General features: G+C 54.3%; 14 protein-coding genes and 1 riboswitch. Of the genes, 7 read left to right on the top strand and 7 right to left on the bottom strand.

The window, feature by feature from the left end:
- The first annotated feature begins 15 nt into the window (after positions 1-15).
- Both AC0YN0_RS28325 and AC0YN0_RS28320 read left to right on the top strand, forming a co-directional pair.
- The gene (locus AC0YN0_RS28325) at positions 16-3,108 is read left to right on the top strand and encodes a ThuA domain-containing protein (RefSeq protein WP_475824297.1); all 3,093 of its coding nucleotides are present in this window, start codon (positions 16-18) and stop codon (positions 3,106-3,108) included.
- Positions 3,109-3,276: 168 nt separating this feature from the next.
- Positions 3,277-3,377, top strand: a riboswitch (purine riboswitch).
- A 118-nt stretch (positions 3,378-3,495) separates the two neighbouring features.
- Entirely contained in the window at positions 3,496-4,881 is a 1,386-nt protein-coding gene (locus AC0YN0_RS28320; protein WP_475824296.1) for an NCS2 family permease, read from the top strand.
- Between the two features lie 322 nt (positions 4,882-5,203).
- Here AC0YN0_RS28320 and AC0YN0_RS28315 read toward each other — a convergent pair whose 3' ends face one another.
- The 7 genes from AC0YN0_RS28315 to AC0YN0_RS28285 form a co-directional block, all read right to left on the bottom strand.
- Positions 5,204-6,127 carry a proline dehydrogenase family protein gene (locus AC0YN0_RS28315; protein ID WP_475824295.1) on the bottom strand — a complete coding sequence of 308 codons (924 nt, stop codon included), beginning with the start codon at positions 6,125-6,127 and terminating at the stop codon, positions 5,204-5,206.
- A 122-nt stretch (positions 6,128-6,249) separates the two neighbouring features.
- Complete coding sequence (locus tag AC0YN0_RS28310; protein WP_475824294.1) at positions 6,250-7,335, bottom strand: phosphodiester glycosidase family protein; 1,086 nt, start codon at positions 7,333-7,335, stop codon at positions 6,250-6,252.
- A complete protein-coding gene (locus AC0YN0_RS28305; protein WP_337103671.1) occupies positions 7,332-7,763 on the bottom strand; it encodes a hypothetical protein in 432 nt (143 codons plus the stop codon). The genes AC0YN0_RS28310 and AC0YN0_RS28305 overlap by 4 nt, the downstream gene beginning before the upstream one ends.
- Positions 7,764-8,024: 261 nt before the next feature.
- Entirely contained in the window at positions 8,025-9,644 is a 1,620-nt protein-coding gene (locus tag AC0YN0_RS28300) for a class I SAM-dependent methyltransferase (RefSeq protein ID WP_475824293.1), read from the bottom strand.
- 3 nt (positions 9,645-9,647) lie between these two features.
- Positions 9,648-10,538, bottom strand: coding sequence for a glycosyltransferase family 2 protein (locus tag AC0YN0_RS28295; protein WP_475824292.1), 891 nt, complete (start codon positions 10,536-10,538; stop codon positions 9,648-9,650).
- A gap of 5 nt (positions 10,539-10,543) precedes the next feature.
- A complete protein-coding gene (locus AC0YN0_RS28290; protein ID WP_475824291.1) occupies positions 10,544-12,103 on the bottom strand; it encodes a glycosyltransferase in 1,560 nt (519 codons plus the stop codon).
- Positions 12,087-13,205, bottom strand: a complete 1,119-nt coding sequence (locus AC0YN0_RS28285) for a tetratricopeptide repeat-containing glycosyltransferase family 2 protein (RefSeq protein WP_475824290.1) — start codon at positions 13,203-13,205, stop codon at positions 12,087-12,089. The genes AC0YN0_RS28290 and AC0YN0_RS28285 overlap by 17 nt, the downstream gene beginning before the upstream one ends.
- A gap of 207 nt (positions 13,206-13,412) precedes the next feature.
- Here AC0YN0_RS28285 and AC0YN0_RS28280 point away from each other — a divergent pair, with 207 nt between their 5' ends.
- From AC0YN0_RS28280 to AC0YN0_RS28260, 5 genes are all read left to right on the top strand, one after another.
- Positions 13,413-13,730, top strand: coding sequence for an alpha-helical endospore appendage domain-containing protein (locus AC0YN0_RS28280; RefSeq protein WP_475824289.1), 318 nt, complete (start codon positions 13,413-13,415; stop codon positions 13,728-13,730).
- Entirely contained in the window at positions 13,730-14,275 is a 546-nt protein-coding gene (locus tag AC0YN0_RS28275) for a hypothetical protein (protein WP_475824288.1), read from the top strand. Before AC0YN0_RS28280 ends, AC0YN0_RS28275 begins: the two co-directional genes overlap by 1 nt.
- On the top strand, positions 14,272-15,414 hold the full coding sequence (locus AC0YN0_RS28270; protein ID WP_475824287.1) for a glycosyltransferase family 2 protein: 1,143 nt from the start codon (positions 14,272-14,274) through the stop codon (positions 15,412-15,414). The genes AC0YN0_RS28275 and AC0YN0_RS28270 overlap by 4 nt, the downstream gene beginning before the upstream one ends.
- Positions 15,387-15,707: an alpha-helical endospore appendage domain-containing protein gene (locus AC0YN0_RS28265; RefSeq protein WP_475824286.1), complete on the top strand. Its 321-nt coding sequence runs from the start codon at positions 15,387-15,389 to the stop codon at positions 15,705-15,707. The genes AC0YN0_RS28270 and AC0YN0_RS28265 overlap by 28 nt, the downstream gene beginning before the upstream one ends.
- A gap of 62 nt (positions 15,708-15,769) precedes the next feature.
- Entirely contained in the window at positions 15,770-19,444 is a 3,675-nt protein-coding gene (locus AC0YN0_RS28260; RefSeq protein WP_475824285.1) for an alpha-helical endospore appendage domain-containing protein, read from the top strand.
- The last annotated feature ends 4 nt before the right edge of the window (positions 19,445-19,448 follow it).

The raw sequence follows: 19,448 nt of genomic DNA, 5'->3' as shown, positions 1-19,448 counted from the left end.
GAGAGATTACGCTGCATGATGGCCAGCAAAGGTAACAGTAGGTCGACCTTAATATACGTGGCGATAAGCGTCGTCGCTTTAGCCGCGCTATTCACTTACTTGTTTTTGACGAAGGACAAGAATGAGAGCGATCCCGATCACTATCGGGTTCTCGTCTTGAGCAAGACGGATGGCTTTCGGCATGTCGCTATAGAAGAAGGGATTGCGGCTATTCGTGTTCTAGGCGAGCAGAACGGCTTCGAGGTGGATGCGACCGAGGATACGTCCGTGTTCACCGATGAGGGCCTTGATCCTTACGCGGCAGTCGTCTTCTTGAACACGACGGGAGAAATATTGGGCTTCCAGCAGATGGAGGCGTTCGAGCGATATATTCAAGCGGGCAAAGGTTATGTCGGCGTCCATTCCGCTTCGGATACGCTCCATTCCTGGCAATGGTATATGGATCTTGTGGGCGGCATGTTCGTCGATCATCCAGCCGTCGTATCGGCGGAGCTGCAAACCGCGGATCGCGCGCATCCTTCGACGGCCTCGTTAGCTGCCAAATGGACGCATACCGACGAATGGTACAATTTCATGGCTAATCCCCGCGGTGCTGTCCATGTGTTAATGACGGTCGACGAGAGCACGTACGAAGGCGGCAAAATGGGATATGACCACCCCGTTGCGTGGTGTCAAAACTATGACGGAGGCCGCTCCTGGTATACCGGGCTTGGGCATACGAAAGAAAGCTATATGAGCGAGCCGTTTCTGCAGCATCTATTGGGCGGAATTTCCTGGGCGGCCGGCGCGGCGGAAGGCGATTGCGCCGCAACCGTATACAGCTCGGCCAATTACCAGAAGCAGGAGCTGATGACCGGCTTGAGCGCTCCGATCGGGCTTGACTTCGCGCCTGACGGGCGCATCTTTTTCATTGAGATTGGCGGAAGCGTTAAGGTAAACGATCCAGAGACCGGCATTACGACGTTATCCGCCAAACTGCCGATCGTTGAAGGCAATGAGCAAGGGCTGCTCGGTATGGCGCTTGATCCGGAGTTCGGCAAGAATAACTGGATTTACTTGTTTTATTCGCCGACCGGCGCGGCTGAGGAGGATGTGCTGTCAAGGTTCGAGGTGAAGGGCGATGAAGTAGACTTAACGACGGAGAAGGTCATGCTGCGCGTGCCTACCCAGCGCAAAGAATGCTGCCATCATGGAGGCAACCTGGAATTCGGGCCTGACGGCAATCTGTATCTGTCGACGGGCGACAACGCCAATCCGTTCGAATCAGACGGTTATGCGCCGACAGATGAGCGGAATGGCAGATCAGCCTGGGATGCGAGAGGCACTTCCGGCAATACGAACGATCTAAGGGGCAAAATATTGCGTATCAAGCCCGAGAGCGACGGCACGTATTCGATTCCGGAAGGGAATCTGTTCACGGATGGATCAGGTAAGCCGGAGATCTATGTGATGGGCGTCCGCAACCCGTATCGTATGGGCTTCAGTCCATACGACAACGCACTCTATTGGGGCGACGTAGGTCCGGATGCAGGAGCGCCGAACGTGCTGCGCGGTCCGGTCGGCTACGATGAGATCAACCGGGCGACGGAAGCGGGCAACTACGGCTGGCCGTTCTGCTCTGGCGATAACGAGGCTTACCGCACGTACAATTTCTTGATGCGCGTAGCGGGCAAGGCGCAGGATTGCGCGGCGATCGTCAACGACTCGCCGAATAATACGGGGGCGAAGCAGTTGCCTCCGGCGGTTGGAGCAATGGTCTACTACCCTTACGGTCCAAGCGAGAAGTTCCCGGGCATTACGGACGGCACAGGCCGTACGGCAGCCGTTGCCGGCGTGTACAAATATGAACCGGATCATACGAATCCGTTCCGCATGCCGCGCTACTTGGACGGCTCGCTCATCGCATTTGACTTCTCCCGCGAATGGTTCAAGGAAATCAAGTTCGACGACCAGGGCAACCTGATGCAGGTCAATCCGTTCCTTCCGAACATTAACTTCGATCACCCGATCTACGCCAAGATCGGACCGGACGGCAGTCTGTATGTGTCGGAATTCGCAAGCGGCTCGATCGACGGCAAAATCTCCCGCATCGTCTACAGCGGGGCAGCAGGCGATCAGCCTCCGGCCGTTCAAGCGGTCGCCAGCGCGACGAACGGACTTGCTCCGCTTGCGGTATCGTTCAGCACCGAGGGCACGACCGATCTTGAAGGAGGCGAGATGCGCTACGAGTGGGACTTCAACGGCGACGGACAGAACGATTCCAAAGAACCGAATCCGAGCTATACGTACGAGAGCAACGGCAACTACTCGGCCAAAGTAACGGTTATCGACGCCCGTGACAATGCGGCGTCGCTCATTATTCCTATTACGGTCGGCAACCGGGCGCCAGCGATTGAGTTCGTCTCTCCGGCAGCGCAAGGACTGTTCGCTTGGGGAGATATGATTGATTATGAAGTGAGGGTGACGGATGCGGACGATGGCAGCATCGATTGCTCGAAGGTCATGGTGACGCCAGCGCTCGGTCATGACGAGCACGCCCATCCAAGTCCAACCCAAAGCGGCTGCAAAGGCTCGTTCGTATCGGTGAAGAGCGACACCAATATCGAGAATACGTTCCTGCTGCTTACTGCGACGTATACGGATAACGGTACTGCAGAAGCCGCTCCGCTGACTAGCGCCGTATCCATCAAGCTGTTGTCTACGGATCGCCAAGCGGAATATTACAACGAGAAGAGCGATGCGCCGAAGGCTGAATTGACGCAGGACGAGGGCGGAGGCAGCAATATCGGCTTCATCGAGAACGGATCGTGGCTGGCGTTCACCGATATGAATCTCATTAACATGACCGGCGTGAAGGCGCGCGTATCGTCGGCAGGTTCGGGCGGTACGATCGGGATGCGGGTCGGTTCGCCGGACGGCAAGCTGATCGCAGAGATGAAAGTTCCGGTAACGGGCGATTGGCAGAAGTGGGTGGACGTATCGGCCGACTTTACGGAAACGCCGGTTGGTCCGAACGATATCTACTTCGTGTTCACCGGAGGTGAGGGCTTCCTGTTCAACATTAACAAATTCGATTTCATCGGGCGCGGGATAGCTTCAGGCGAATAATAGCAGATAGTCTTGGCATAGTTATGGAAAATAGTTCAAATATTAGGTCAAAGGACTTGCTTACTTCGTTTGGAAACGCTGTAATCGCGAATATTGGCAACTATTGCAGCAAACATTATTCGCCAAATAGCATTGACAAAATCCGTTCTCACTTCTAAAATTGGAGACGGAAAACAACAGCATATTTTTCGTATAATCTCAAGAATCGGCTTGAGAGTCTCTACTCGGTCACCGTAAATGACCTGGCTACGAAAATGGGAAGAAGCGCGCCACGGTCCGGCGTGTATACTTTTTCCGTTTTTGCAGAGCCTAGGAAAATGTGGTAATCACATTGTCGCTAGGCTTCTTTGTTTGTTCCACCACAATTTTGGGAGGTTATTGATCAAAATGGAACGTTTCTTTCGCTTAAAGGAACACGGGACAAATGTCAGGACAGAGATTATGGCGGGGCTGACGACTTTCATGACGATGGCATACATATTGGCCGTCAATCCAATCATACTCACGCCGACAGGACTTGACTGGACTGCAGTATTTCTTGCTACGGCGCTTGCGGCCGGTATTTTCACGATTGCAATGGGTCTGTTCGTCAACTTCCCGGTAGCGCTTGCTCCAGGTATGGGCCTTAATGCGTATTTCGCATCCGTCGTTATCGCTTCGGCGGCAACGGATGAGCCTATTTCACCGGCAATGGGGCTAACGGCTGTCTTTATTTCCGGTATTATATTCATCATCCTGACGGTAACGCAAATTCGTCAGATGCTTATTACGGCAGTACCAGACAGCTTGAAGCATGCGATTACGGTCGGTATCGGCTTGTTTATTACGGTTGTCGGCCTGAAAAACAGCGGTCTGATGACAATCGCGGTATCGAGCTTCACGGATATTAAAGCAGGCGCATTCACGCCTGTCACTGGCAACGAAACGGTTATGGGGCTTGGCAGCTTTACGGACGGCACGGTTGTGTTGACGGTCGTGGCTCTGCTTCTAATCGGTATTTTGATGGTGCTTCGCTTACCAGGAGCTATCCTATGGGGTATCTTGGGCACGACGGTAATCGGTATTATCTCTGGTCAGGTGGACGTAAAAGAAGTGTTTACGGACAAAACATGGGTACCTGACTTCGGCACATTGAACTTCTGGCACTTCGACTTCGCAGGGGTGTTCGAGGTTGGTCTTGTAACGGTTATCCTGACGTTCACGTTCGTTGAATTGTTCGATACGTTCGGAACGCTTGTCGGTACGGCTAACCGTGCCGGCTTCATGAAAAATCCGGAAGAAGGCAAGAAAAAAGTCGGTAAAGCGATGTTCGTTGACGCCATCGGCGTAAGCGGCGGCGCGGTGCTCGGCACAAGCACAGTAACGGCGTTCATCGAGAGCTCCGCAGGCGTAGCGCAAGGCGGACGCACAGGTCTGACTGCGGTAACGACAGGTATCTGCTTCTTGCTTGCCATCTTCCTGTCGCCGATCGTAGCCCTTATTCCTGGCGCGGCAACGGCAGCGGCTCTTATTATCGTCGGCGTGCTGATGATGCAATCCGTGAAGGAGATCGACTTCTCGGATCTCGTATACGGCATTCCAGCGTTCTTCATCATCGCGTTCATGCCTTTCACTTACAGCATCGCTAACGGCATCTCGTTCGGTATCGTAACGTATGTCGTGCTTGCTACCGTTGGCAATCTTGCGAAAAAAGGCAAATACAACGTTCACTGGCTCATGTGGGTATTGGCGGTTCTCGTTATTTACCGTTACGTATTCATGGGCGGCGAATAGAACGAATCGTTCGCAAACAGGAAGGAGCAGCGCTGGACCGGCGCTGCTCCTTCTTTTTTGTTTCCGTTATGAGGCACCTCATAGAATAGTGAGGGTTTTCTCATTATTTTTTGACATATTCATCTGCTCGTCTGATTTAGTGAGGCAAATCTCACTGCTCATGAAGCTAAGTTCACGAGCAATGAGGTTTGCCTCACTATTTTTGCGAATAGCGCTAACAGGTGCTGAAATAAGTGAGTCCGGCCTCATAACTAGTGAATTTTAACTCACTATTTGCGCTTGCACCAGTCTGGAGCTTGATCATTCCGTTTAATGCCAGAAGCTACTTGAACATATTCCTTAGCACGAGCATCAGGTTGGCGGGTTTCTCGGCCAGACGGCGCGTATAGTACGGGTACCACATGACTCCATAGGGGACGTAGCAGCGAATCCGATAACCTTCATTGGCGAGCTGAGCTTGCTTGCCCGAGCGAAGGCCGTAAAGCATTTGGAATTCGAACCGGTCTTTGGCGATGCTGTGTTCGCTTGCGTATTGCTTCACCCAGTCGATGATATGGTCATCATGCGAAGCGATGGCCGTATAGACGCCTTGATCAAAGTGAAGCTGAGCGAGCTTCTTGAGCTGGCCGCGAACGTCGTTCAGCTGCTGATAGGCGACGGTTTCACTTTCCTTGTAGGCGCCCTTAACGAGGCGGAGATTGACGTTCTCGCGGATCATATCAGCCGCATCCTGCTCGGTTCGGAATAAGTAGGCTTGCAGCACGGTGCCGACATTCGTCAGTCCTTCCTTATGGAGTCTCCGTACGATATCGATCGTCGCCTGCGTATGGGGCGAATCCTCCATATCGATCCGTACAAAATTGCGATGATGCCTTGCGCGCTTCACGACATCGCGAATATTGGACAAGCAGGCGCCTTGATCAATTGCGAGTCCCATCTGGGTCGGCTTCAGCGAGACGTTGGCGTCGACTTTGCGCTCCGCTATGCCGTCGAGCAGCTTCACGTACTGCTCCTTATAGGCTGATGCTTCGCTAAGCTGTTTAATGCCTTCGCCGAGATGGTCGAGCGTAACCATAATGCCAATCTGGTTCAGCGTCTCCGCTTCCTCGAGCGCCTCCGCAAGCGTATCTCCGGCGATGAATTTGCCTGCCAGCTTGCGTCCATAACGTATGGACAGCTTCTCTACGGCAGGAATGCCGGCGACCGTGAGCAGCGACTTGCGATACCATTTACTGCCTATGCCCATCTATACAGCCTCCTTTCTTCAGGCAGGTTAGTGGTGTCAATCAATCGTTCCATGTCATATATGGATAGTATATTCACATATAGAAAAAGTTCAGCCCCGTGTGGCTGAACTTTTTTTCGCGATTATTTGAAGAACAGGAAGTGCGTCGGAAGCCGGCGAAGCTGTCCGTCCGACGGGTTGTTAATGACGCGGCCGTTAAATACGAGCGAGGAGGAGCCGCCTCCGTCGAGATTGTAGCCGTCAACGGCGCCGAACCGCTGAAGCAATAGCTGCAGCTCGCCGAGTGTCGCGCCGGAGCTGCCCGATTCGTTGTAGCCGTCCACGACGAGGAACAGAAGCTGGTCGTCCTTGTAGTTGGCCACGACAGTGCGGGGAGCGCGCTTCGGGCTTGTCTGCCACTTCGTCGGAATCGTCGTCGGCGAGCCGTTCCGCAGCAGAACGGGGACGAACGAAGCGCCGAATTTCGGCTTCTTCGCATCGAGCTGCCCTTGGTTCGTAAACTTACCGCCGATCAGCTCGTTCTGGTCATTCAGTCCGACGAAGAACAGATCCGCGTAGGTCGCTTCGAATCCGCCCGTATATTCGCCGTCTACGATGGTCGTGCTCAGCGGATAGCGTTTGCCGCCGCCGTCGGCGAATCCGCCCGCATTCACGCCGGCGACGGCCTTATGCCGATTGACGGCGGCAAGCGTCGTCTCGGATGAGCCGAGGCTGTCCTTGCCAAGCGCCATCGTCATCGCATCGTCCGACTTCAACTGCACCTTCAGCGCATAGTACTTGAAGTTCTCCGCTTTCATGTAGAAGAGCTGAGCGCGGAGCTTGTCCGATTCAATCGTGGAAGCAGGCTTGCCGAGCTTGCTCGTAATGTTGCGATCGTAAACGAGAAGCGGCTTCATCGCATTCGAAGCGGCAAGGGATGAGATTTTCGCCATCTCCGCATTCGTCTGGTTGTAGAGCTTTAGCTGCTTCTGAATCGATTGCCGTGTCTCGCCTGCAATGAGATGAGCGCTGTCCAGTCCGGCTGATGTTTCCAGCACCTTCGCAGAATCCAGCGGCTGCTGCTCGGTTATAGCTTCAGGGAAAGCAGCAGCAGACAACGATACAACCATGTCGGACAAGAGCAGCCACAGCATGATGCCGAGGAACGGCGCAACGGCGAGCAGGGCGGTTCGGTTAAATCTTTTTACGGTCAGGTTCGTAATAATCATTTGAGCACTTCCAAGCTTTTTTGCAGTTCGTTCAGCTGTTTCTTCACTTCATTCAGTTGCGTGTACAGCTTGTTGCTGTTATCCGTCTTCGAATCGGCGTTATCCTTCGTGAAGGTCAGAAGCTCGTTCAGAGCATCGACTTTTGCCCCTAAATCGGCAATATCGGCTGTATAGTTGGTCTCCAGCTCTTTCATGCGCGCCTCGTACGTTTGCTGCATCGCCGTAATCTGGCTGGCGGTTTGCTGCTCTAGGCTCTCGCTAATATTTTGCTGGATACGGTCAGTGTACCACTTGGCCCCGTAAATACCGGAGGAAATAAGGACGAGCCATAAGCAGGCAAATAGAATCAATGCCCTGCCATTTCTCTTCTTGCGGCGCGTCATATCGGTACTGACGCCCGTTCTCGAATCCAAAGCGATATCGTTCATATGTATGCGTTCACCTCTTTTGTGTGTGGTTAGCGAAGAAGAACGGATGAACGTAACTGCAATAATAAGGTTAACCTCTCAAATAGATTAGACCGTATTTTAACCCGAATGGTTGCGGATGTCACCTTATTGTAACAAACCTTTAACGATTGCGGGCGCTATCCGACGTGCCAATACGTGCCAAGAAGGAAAGAAAAAGCCATATGCGTAAGCGTCCAATGGCAAGATTGGCAGCTGAACATATGGCGACCTCGATTTCGTTTAGCGCTTCACGAACCAGCCAAGCAGATGACCGTTGAATACTTGAATCGATTGCACGTCGAAAAACGTCGTTTCCGCAAGGGCATACAGCTCGTCGATAGAGTAATATTTGATCTCCGCATCGATGAACGAATTACCGGGCTCGTAGTAGGGCAGCTGGAACAAATCGGGCGAGGGATGATTAGGCGCAAAATGCCGCTTCCACGGTGTCGAGAGCAGAAGGCTGCCGCCTTCACGCAGACGCGCGCGGAATTTCTCGAATACCGGAATCGGATTGTAGTTCATATGCTCCAGCACTTCCGTGAACAGAATCACGTCGAACGGCTGGGAGCCCGGAATTTCTTCCGCTTCGATGTTGCAGGAAGCCCACTTAATCCCGTAATCGTCACTGAGGCGGGGCGGCCAATAGCGATCGGTCATATCAACGCCGTAGCAGTCGGCGCCGGATAGGGAGCTGTAGAGCAGAAGCGTGCCATAAGCCGCTCCGACATCGAGCACTTTGGGCTTGTCGGCTGTAGGGCCATTGCCGGCTTGCCCTTGTTGAAGCAGCCGATCGAGCGTTGGAAGCAGCGGAAGCCAATAGGAAGCCTCCGCATCGCGGTAGGCAGACAAGTAATGCGGATTGCCGTTGTCGCTATGATAGTCGGTGAGCAGCTGTTGAACTTGAATGAGCCGCTTCATGGAATGAATAAGCGTAGGCGAGAGGCCGATGCCGGACAGCTCGTTCAAGGTAGCGGTAATCTCGTTGTCTGCTGACGAGATTTCGATATTCGGGCCGAAGCTGCCGTATTCATCCGCATCCTCAGCCGCTTCATTGAAGGAGGCGGCATTCGCCTCCAACTCTACAAGGTCTGCAGGCGCTGCCTGCTCCTGCTTGGACTCTACCGTACCGATCGTTACACGAAGATAACCAGGGAAATAAGGCTGCTCCGAAGGTTCGAGCGCTTCATACCATAGGCGGAGTGCTTCCTTCACGGCGCTTGTGCCAGGAATGAAATCGAGGAATGCTAAGCTGTCAACGAAGCCGGTATGCGTCTCTTCAATAGCCGTTATTCCGCTGAGCTCGAATGCCGCGAGCAGGCTGTCGACCGGATGCTCGGCCCCGTACATCCACGTTCCCATCGATTCTGCATGGGCCTTGCCTACTCTGTAGGGAAGGCAGTGGGCATTCGGAGTCATGACGAGCACGATACCGCCTGGTTTCGTAATTCTCGCCATCTCCTTCAAGATGTTAACTTGCTCATCAAGCTCGAAGTGCTCCAGCACGCCTGCATTCCATACGAGATCGTAGCTTGCGGATTGCAGTCCGCTGCTTCTGATGTCCGCGAGCAGGAAAGTTGCCGCCGCTTCTTGCTCATAGAACGCTTCGCGGCTATTCGCAAGCGCCAAGTCGGAGTAATCGATCAAGGTGACGAGCGCTCCTTCTTGCGCTAACCGAAGCGAAATTTTACCCGTTCCTGAGCCGGCCTCGACGATCTGTTTCCCTTCTATATCGCCGAATGAGCGGCGAAGCTGTTCATATATCGTTTGGCTTAGCGGGTCCCACTTGTAGGAAACGCCGCCCGACCAAATGCGATCCCACACTTTCTTCTGTTCCGTCCAGCCGATTCCGCCTGTCACTAGCTATCCCTCCCGTGTTCTTGGAATGTATTTGTGATACAGCGAATGAAAATACGACTTCTCGCCATGAATCGCAGCCAAATGCTTCAGTCCGTAAAATCCGTATTGACGTACCAGTCCTTCTTCATTGCGAACGAACTCCTGCTGAATGCCGCTAAGCGACATACGCTGGCCTAACGTGGCGTGGTAGACCCAGCTATTCAGTGCGCACTTCGGCCTCCAATTCGTTCGCAGGCCCATGTAGTAGGAATAACCGAGCAGGAGACTGTCATCCTCGAAGCCTTGCTTGCCGGTAAGAAACCGGGTATCGTAGCCGCCGAGCTCGCGAAGCAGGGAGGCACGGTGAACAACGGGGTGGACGAAACCCGGCTTCAGCCCGTCATTTTCACCGGGCAATTGCTGTAGCCGTTCAATAATGGCGGCCGGATTGCCTGGCAAGTCGATATATCGGCCTAATGGCTGTAACTCACCGCTCGCCGTAAGGATGCCGGGACAAATGACCGGCTCATCAGTCGTTTCGAGGCAATGGATCAACGGTGCATACCAATCGGGAGGGAATAACATATCGACGTGAATTTCCGAAATGTAAGGAACAGCAGGGTAATGCTGCTCGATGTAACGGAAGCAGGCCATGCGCGCAGCAGCAATGCCAATGTTCTCGCCATCGCCGATCAGAGCGGCAGATATGCCGCTGCGGAAAATAAGCGCATCCAGTTCATTCGCTGACAGCGAGCCTTGATTGTATAAAATAATGTGATGATCGTGAGAGGCGCGAAGGCTTCGCAAGCATTCATAGAGCATCCGGATATCGTTATCCCGGTGCTCGGGGCGAATGAGCAGCGGCATCGTATGTACAATTCGCATGGCAGATGATTCCTCTCCAAGTACTGACATGACAATTAATCTCCGTTCCATTCGAACCATTCGACGAGATTAGGGTCGGGGTCAAGGATAGAGTCATACTGTTCCGGCCAGCCGTAGGCAGCATCCGGATCAAGCTCCTTGTATCGCAGCCACTTCTCCAATCGATGGGATTCTTTGGCCCAGCCCATATGCTTCACGCGAACCGGCGAGAGGTGATGGGGCAGCTCGAATACGTTCTCGGGAAATCGGCCGCAATGCTGGGGCGTTTCCTTCCACTGATAGTCCAAGTCCGGTCGGTAACGAAGGAGGAAAGGGCGGTAGAGGTTGTGAGATTGCCAATATGCATCGTCCCTATAATGCGTCTCGTTCCAGAAGTCGTACAAGCGGAAGCAGAATAAATCGATGTCTTGCTGGTTCAGCATGCTGTCGAGCTCCTGGACGAAACGGTCTTCGAGCAGCTCATCCGCATCCATATTCAAGATCCATACCGGACCGACGCGCAATGTTTCTTCCCATTGCTGCTTGCGCAGCTCCACCTCATTGCGGAATCGCGACAGGCGATTGCGAACGAGTCTGACAGGGATGCCGCGAAGCGCCTCCATAACGACTTCTACCGATTCGTCTGTACTGCCGTCGTCGATAATGACGGCTTGCCCGATATAAGCGCTATGAGCCTGCAATACTTGCCGCAGGTATCTGCTTGCTTCGTTGCGGATGACCATCGAGAGCGTAAGCATAGGGCGAGGATTCCTCGGCGTTGCGTGAACCAGCGTAGGCTCGATATGCGCCCGGATAAAGTCGTCCGCGCCTGCAAGATCGCTGCTGCGGTAAATATGATAGGCGGGATAATGAGTATCGACATGCAAAGACAAGCCAAGCGCAGCTGCTCGAATGCAGAAGTGGCGATCCTCGCCCCAGAAGCTCAAGTTCGGAATCGCCTTGAAGCTGACACCACGTTGCAGAGCGTGCTTGCTGATGAACGTGCAGGCCCCAAGCCCGCCAACCTCGTACAGTCCCGGACGCTGCAGCTTGTTCATGAAGGCCTGATACCGCTGGGCAACTTGCCCATCCTCGAGCTTCTCCCCGCGGTGCTGCTCCCACTGTGTATATTCGTCCTTCAACCATACCTGAGGCTGCAGCGCAGCATTCGGCTGCCAACGCGTCCAAAAAATTTCGGATACGATATCGACACCGGCTTCCAAAAGCTTTTCGACCGTCGCAGGATGCAATAACAGATCGGAGTCGATCAGGAAGACGCCATCGCAGCCTTGCTCCACCGCGTGACGAAGTATCGTATCCTTATACGCGGCGACCTTCCATATGAGATGCTCGTTCCAATAATGGGTTAGATCATTGCGTATGTAATCCTCGCTGCCGGTAACTTTGTCTATGATTGAGCCTTCATATCGATCGGCGAACGATTGCAGCAGCTCGGAAGACGCGGGTTGATCGTTATCGTCAATGAAATAGAACGTGGGCTCGAATGACGAGTAATCGAGCCGTGACAGGGAAAGCAGGAACTTGGCTAATATATCGGGCGACTGGCGAATCGGGCTGCCTATCAAAATTTGCGGCTTGTCAATTGTCACCGGCATCGCCTCCTGATGCATCGGCAATCATCTTCGACAGCACGGTACGAAAGTAAGCGCGGTTGCTCAGCATTCGCGAATCCTCGGGACGGTATTGAAGGGCAAGCTCGTTGTGCTGACAGGCAATTTCGTACTTGCCGATTCGGTCGTAGCAAACGCTTAGCTGAAGGTGCGGAAGCCAAGTCGAGCAGGTGGGATTGACGAAGCCGAGATGATTGTCCGGCAGCTTCAGCTCGGTGGCCATTTTGTACCAAACGATTGCGCTGTTGTAATTATGGTTGTTCAGAAAGTGGAAACCGATCCGGCAGCAGAACTCCGCTCGCGGAGAGTCATATTGCAAGGAACGAAGCGAGGATTCCAGCTCCGCCTGGGAATCGCCGAGCGCGTGGTAGCAGTCGGCCAGCCTGCCGCAAGTGGATATATTATCCTCGATCCAACCCTGGCGCGTAGCCAGAAACGATTCGTAGTAGTGGATCGCCCTCGTATATTGGGCATGCTCCTTCAGCTCGTTGGCGAAGTAATAGAGATCGCGCGGGGAGAGCTGCTCGCCGGCGGCGACGCGCTTCTCGTATATTTTCAAATTGCGGTCCGAATCACGTTCGTTGTTCGTGCTTTTGTGCGTGACGGCGATATCGCTGTTGATAATGTTTCCGTTCACTTGAAGATATTCATGTACTTGCCCGATCCAGCGGAAATACCGCTCCCGCTTGACGAGCCTATTGCGGCGCAGGCTGAACGTCACGTTGCCGAATTCGTCCTCGCTCAGGTTGTACAGCATCGTGACCGAATCGACGGAGGGGTCAAGCGATTGCTTAAGTGCCCGCAGCTTGTCTCGATCCTCTTGCTTCAGCACATCGTCCGCATCCAGCCACAAAATATAGTCTTTGGTCGCCTGATCAAACGCATAATTGCGGGCAGCGCCAAAATCATCTATCCAGTCGAACGTATGCTTTTTGTCGGTATATTGCGCAATGATCGATTGCGTACGGTCTGTCGAGCCGGTATCGACGATGATAAGCTCGTCAACAAGGTCCGCAACCGTATCCAGGCAGCGGCCGATTATCTCTTCTTCATCCTTCACGATCATGCACAGGCTAATCGTAATCAATGCAAGACGCCTCCATTATTGAAGTTATAGTCTACGCTGATTGTTATTCATGGGGGCTAGTCAACATGAATGATTTTCTCCGAATCGCTTTAAGTTTTTGGTGCTCGATGGCATAAGTGTTGGAGAAATCAATACTCATAGTTAATAAGGGAAAAAAAGCTCTTACGACTAAATACGCAGCCGATGTCCCATAAGGAGGTTTCGAAGATGAGCATGCCGACTATTCCCGATGAGCCGTTCCGCCCCAGCAAAGAGCAGGTCGTTATCGACCTATTGAAATCTATCGCCCTTGAAGAGACGTCGATTGCCCATCTGCTAAACGCAGAGGCGGAGAAGGTACAGGCACTCGTCCGCAAATCGACCCACAGCAGCATGGACGCCTCGGAGGAGACGTTATGCAGAGTGAGCCAGCAGGTTATTAAGCTGATGGACGTCATCGTCATGAAGGAGTGGCTCTTGCTTCGCAAATTGGAAAATGCGATGGCATTCCATGAGGCGGACGATTGCTGGGAGCTTGAGGAGTAATGGACGCTCTGCCGGAAGAGAGCAGTGGAGAGGCGATTGACAACATAAGCTATCCTGCACTGGAAGAGCTTTTTGCCGCTCTCCTTGCCGTGGCAGAGGCTTACCGGTCGCTAATGGAGCTTCGAAGGCGAAGAGGCGTTCTAGGTGCGACATATCGGGAAGCCCAACGGGGTATACATACTTTTTCACAATTTTCTTTTCTGATTACGTGGCAATCTGACTTGCTGCAGGGTCATTTACATAAGCTTAACAGCCCCCAATATTCGAGTAATCGCAACCGTCTACATCGTTATTCCGCTAAGCTGTCCGAGCAAGTGAAGAGCATGCAATATCCAGCCCTCGATTTATTTCGATCTGCCCCTGTTCAAGCTCCTTTCGCTCCAAAAACCCAACCCATAAGTCCAGCGGTCCACGTGTATGAGGATGCTCAGTCGATTGTTAACGAGGCCCGGCGGCGCGAAGCAGCCGCAGCGGCGCCGCTGCTTACCCTGCCTAAGCTGCAGCCGAATAAGAACGATAAGCGTGGAAGGGGGAGACAAGGGTGAATGATAGATTGCTGTCCTTATGCATGATTGTTAGAGACGAAGAGAAGCGGCTCGGCCGCTGCCTCGATAGCGTGCAGCATGCGGTAGATGAGATCATTATCGTCGATACGGGCTCTAGCGATCGAACGATGGAGATCGCCCGTTCGTACGGAGCGAAGGTGCTTAGACGGGAGTGGACGGAAAGCTTCGCCGACGCCCGCAATGAAAGTATCCGCGACGCAAGCGGACAATGGATATTATGGATGGATGCCGATGAGGTGCTGCGCGAGGGTGATGCTGAGAAGCTGCGCATGCATGTTCAGCAATCGGAGGAGGATGTGCTTCTGCTGGAGCTGTTCAATTATTACGGAGACGGCGAGGCTGATGAATCCCGGGTTTATACGCTTGCGCACCACCGGCTATTCCGCAACCGGCGAGGCTTCTCATTCGTTCATGCGATCCATGAGCAGCTAACTTCTGAGGAGGTGGTTCTGAGTCAATCGGAGCTTAAGCTACTGCCGATTCGAGTGTATCATTTCGGATATTTGGAGGAGGTGGCCGCTGAGAAACGCAAATTCGAGCGCAATATGAAGCTGCTGCAGAAGGAGAAAGCATCGAACGGCGATAATCTGTGGATGGACTATCATATCGCAGGCGAGTACTATCGAGTCGGCCAATACAAGGATGCGTTTCGCCATACGAACGCGGCAATACTTCGATTTCTTGCTGGCGGGAAGCTGCCGCCTTCGGTGTTCTACCATATGAAATATGCTATTTTGACGGCAACGGGCAGTTATTCGGGCGCATGGCCGGGGATCGAGAAGGCTATTGCCTTGTATCCGGACTATGTGGATTTGCATTTTTATAAAGGCGTTATTTTATATATGGGAAAAAGATATGCCGAAGCGCTGGAGACGTTTCGGAATTGCTTGAAGCTAGGGGATTCGTGCAATCTTCATTTGAATAAAAGAGGAGCAGGCAGCTTTTATTCTCAATATTATATAGGGCGCTGCTATGAAGAGATGGGCGCGGAAGAGCTCGCTAGGGCTGCGTATCTGCTGGCTGTTGCGCAGTATCCTGCGTTCGGGGAAGCGAAAGAGCGATTGAATGAGCTGGAGAGGGGGGATGAGCGATGTCTCAAGCCAACATTCCCAATATAACGCCGACAATAACCGTATCGCTAGAGGAGTCGATTAATATGCTGTTGTCCTCGATTGCCCTGGAGGAAATGGCATTGGCTCATATTGTGAACGCCGAAGCGGAGAAAATTCAATATGTGCTTGGAACGCTTGAGAATGGTCAGGTGAAACCTCCTCCCGCTTCGTTCGAGCAATTGCTGACTATTAACAATTCGGTCCGCAAAATGATGCATGACGTTGTCGTGAAAGAAATGCTCCTTCTGATGAAGTTCGAAAATGTGATGGAGCTGGTGGAGAACAAGAAGCTCCCTTGATAAGGGAAGCGAGTAGTGACTGGACGCGGTAAGTTCAACGAGAATCGAGGTGGAATGCATAAATGTCACAGTCCAATATCCCTAATATTACCCCATTAATTACGATTACGAGAGACGATGCGATTAACTTATTGCTATCGTCGATTGCCCTAGAGGAGCTGGGGCTTAGCCATATCATTAATGCGGAAGGAGAGAAGCTTCAGTATATTCTCGGCACGCTGCCTGGTCTAACAGGTCCTCCCGCTACGATCAGCGATATTCTGACTGTGAATGAAAGTGTCAGAAGTACGATTCGCGAGCTGACGAAGAAGGAGTTCCTGCTTCAGACGAAGCTGGAGAGCATATTGTCCACCCCCATCTCCATAGGGCCGACCGGTGCGACAGGTCCGCCTGGTCCGACCGGCGGGCTTGTGCCGGGGGAGTTCTTATTTAATGTGTTTGGCGAGACGGGTTCGGCAACGGTCGGTGTAGGAGAGAACATTACATTCGAATCCGACACGCTCGATATTACCGTGACTCAGGGGTCGGCGATCGTTCGTATTGAGAATACGACCTATGCGACGGGAGCTACTGGTTGGACAGGAGCGACGGGGGCGACTGGAGGAACGGGAGCGACTGGTGGAACAGGAGCGACAGGTGCAACTGGGGGAACGGGAGCGACAGGTGCTACTGGAGGAACCGGAGCGACAGGTGCGACTGGAGGAACGGGAGCAACTGGAGGAACGGGAGCGACAGGTGCGACTGGAGGAACGGGAGCAACTGGAGCTACTGGAGGAACGGGAGCGACAGGTGCGACTGGAGGAACGGGAGCGACAGGTGCGACTGGAGGGACCGGACCGACGGGTGCTACTGGAGGAACGGGATCGACAGGTGCGACTGGTGGAACAGGCGTAACAGGCCCGACGGGTGTGACTGGGGGAACGGGAGCAACAGGATCGACAGGTGCGACTGGAGGAACGGGAGCAACAGGAGCTACTGGAGGAACGGGAGCAACAGGAGCTACTGGAGGAACGGGAGCAACAGGTGCGACTGGAGGAACCGGATCGACGGGAGCGACAGGGGCAACTGGAGGAACAGGAGCAACAGGTGCGACTGGAGGAACAGGATCGGCTGGAGGAACGGGAGCAACAGGAGCGACTGGTGGAACGGGAGCGACCGGTGCGACTGGGGGAACGGGAGCGACCGGTGCGACTGGTGAAACGGGAGCAACAGGAGCTACTGGAGGAACGGGAGCAACCGGTGTTACTGGAGGAACGGGAGCAACGGGTGCTACTGGAGGAACGGGATCGACAGGTGTAACCGGTGGAACGGGAGCGACAGGCGCGACTGGAGGAACGGGAGCGACAGGTGTAACCGGTGGAACGGGAGCGACAGGTGCGACTGGTGAGAGAGGAGCCACAGGAGCAACAGGCGTAACAGGCCCGACGGGTGTGACTGGGGCAACAGGACAGACGGGTGTGACTGGAGCAACAGGTCCGACAGGTGTGACTGGAGGAACGGGAGCAACGGGGGCGACTGGTGAGAGAGGAGCCACAGGAGCAACAGGCGGAACGGGAGCGACTGGTGGAACAGGCGTAACAGGCCCGACGGGTGTGACTGGAGCAACAGGTGCAACAGGTTCGACTGGAGGAACGGGAGCAACGGGTGCGACTGGTGAGAGAGGAGCCACAGGAGCAACAGGCGGAACGGGAGCGACTGGTGGAACAGGCGTAACAGGCCCGACGGGTGTGACTGGGGCAACAGGTCCGACGGGTGTGACTGGAGCAACAGGTGCAACAGGAGCGACCGGAGGGACAGGAGCGACAGGTGCGACTGGGGGAACAGGAGCAACCGGTGTTACTGGAGGAACGGGAGCAACAGGAGCGACAGGTGAAACCGGCCCTACAGGTGTGACCGGAGCAACAGGAGCAACAGGCACGGGAGCAACCGGCGCTACAGGAGCAACAGGCGTAACAGGTCCGACGGGTGTGACCGGAGCAACAGGAGCAACCGGCACGGGAGCAACCGGCGCTACAGGAGCAACAGGCGTAACTGGTCCGACGGGTGTGACTGGAGCAACAGGAGCAACCGGCACGGGAGCAACCGGCGCTACAGGAGCAACAGGCGTAACAGGTCCGACGGGTGTGACTGGAGCAACAGGAGCAACCGGTGTTACTGGAGGAACGGGAGCAACAGGAGCGACAGGTGAAACCGGCCCAACAGGCGTGACCGGAGCAACAGGAGGAACGGGTCCAACGGGTGTAACCGGTACGACAGGAGCGACAGGTGAAACCGGTCCAACGGGTGTGACCGGAGCAACAGGAGCAACCGGTACGGGAGCAACAGGTCCGACAGGAGCCACAGGTGTAACCGGCCCAACGGGCGTCACCGGTGCAACAGGAGCGACCGGAACAGGAGCAACCGGCGCTACAGGAGCAACAGGCGTAACAGGTCCGACGGGTGTGACTGGAGCAACAGGTGCAACAGGTACGGGAGCAACCGGCCCGACAGGAGCGACAGGAGTCACCGGTCCAACAGGTGTGACGGGAGCAACAGGACCAACGGGCACGGGAGCAACCGGTCCAACAGGAGCAACCGGAGCGACAGGCGAAACTGGTCCAACGGGCGTCACCGGTGCAACAGGAGCAACCGGCACTGGAGCAACAGGCCCAACAGGAGCTACGGGCGTAACAGGTCCGACGGGTGTCACCGGTGCAACAGGAGCAACCGGCACCGGAGCAACAGGTCCGACAGGAGCGACAGGTGCAACCGGCCCAACGGGTGTGACCGGAGCAACCGGAGCAACCGGCACGGGGGCAACAGGTCCGACAGGAGCGACAGGTGTCACCGGCCCAACAGGCGTGACCGGAGCAACAGGAGGAACGGGTCTAACGGGTGTCACCGGCCCAACAGGCGTGACCGGAGCAACAGGAGGAACGGGTCCAACGGGTGTAACCGGTCCGACAGGAGCGACAGGTGAAACCGGCCCAACGGGTGTGACCGGAGCAACAGGAGCAACCGGCACTGGAGCAACAGGTCCGACAGGAGCCACAGGTGTCACCGGCCCAACAGGTGTGACCGGAGCAACAGGTGCAACCGGCACGGGAGCAACAGGCCCAACAGGAGCGACAGGAGTAACGGGCCCAACAGGTGTGACTGGGGCAACAGGAGCAACCGGCACGGGAGCAACCGGCCCAACTGGTGCGACCGGAGCGACAGGTGCAACGGGAGCTACCGGGGTGACTGGAGCAACGGGAGCAACAGGTGTCGCTGTCGGTGTCGATGGCTTCTCTGGCTTTGTCACAGCTCTAGCCGTATCCAGTTCTACACAAATTGCAGGCTTTAGCGTAGCTAGCCCTTATTTCAATAATGGCACCTTTAATGCGGGTACAGGTAATTTCGTCGTTCCGACAACGGGTCGATATGCTATTGAAGCTACAATCAACTACTCAACAACGGCTGCCATTAGTTTGAGTTTAGGCGCGGGTATCAACCCTGCTTTTGTTGTTCGTAGAACTTCAGGAACTCCAATAGATCTTATCAGCGGCTTATTCCCTTTGCTTAACGTAAACGTTGCTTTAGTTCTAACGCTTAGGGCGATATTAGGCAATGGCGCTGTTACTTTGGCAGGCGATGTAGCATTGAATGCGGGCGATGTAATCGGTTTGTTCTATGTAGATGGAGGGTTGACCATTTCGTTAAACCTAGGTGGAGCGACGAACTCCGGTATCGTATGGTCCATGCACCGCATAACGTAATATA

This window comes from Paenibacillus sp. J22P218 (assembly GCF_056269195.1).
This window is presented reverse-complemented; position numbering and strand designations above follow the sequence as displayed.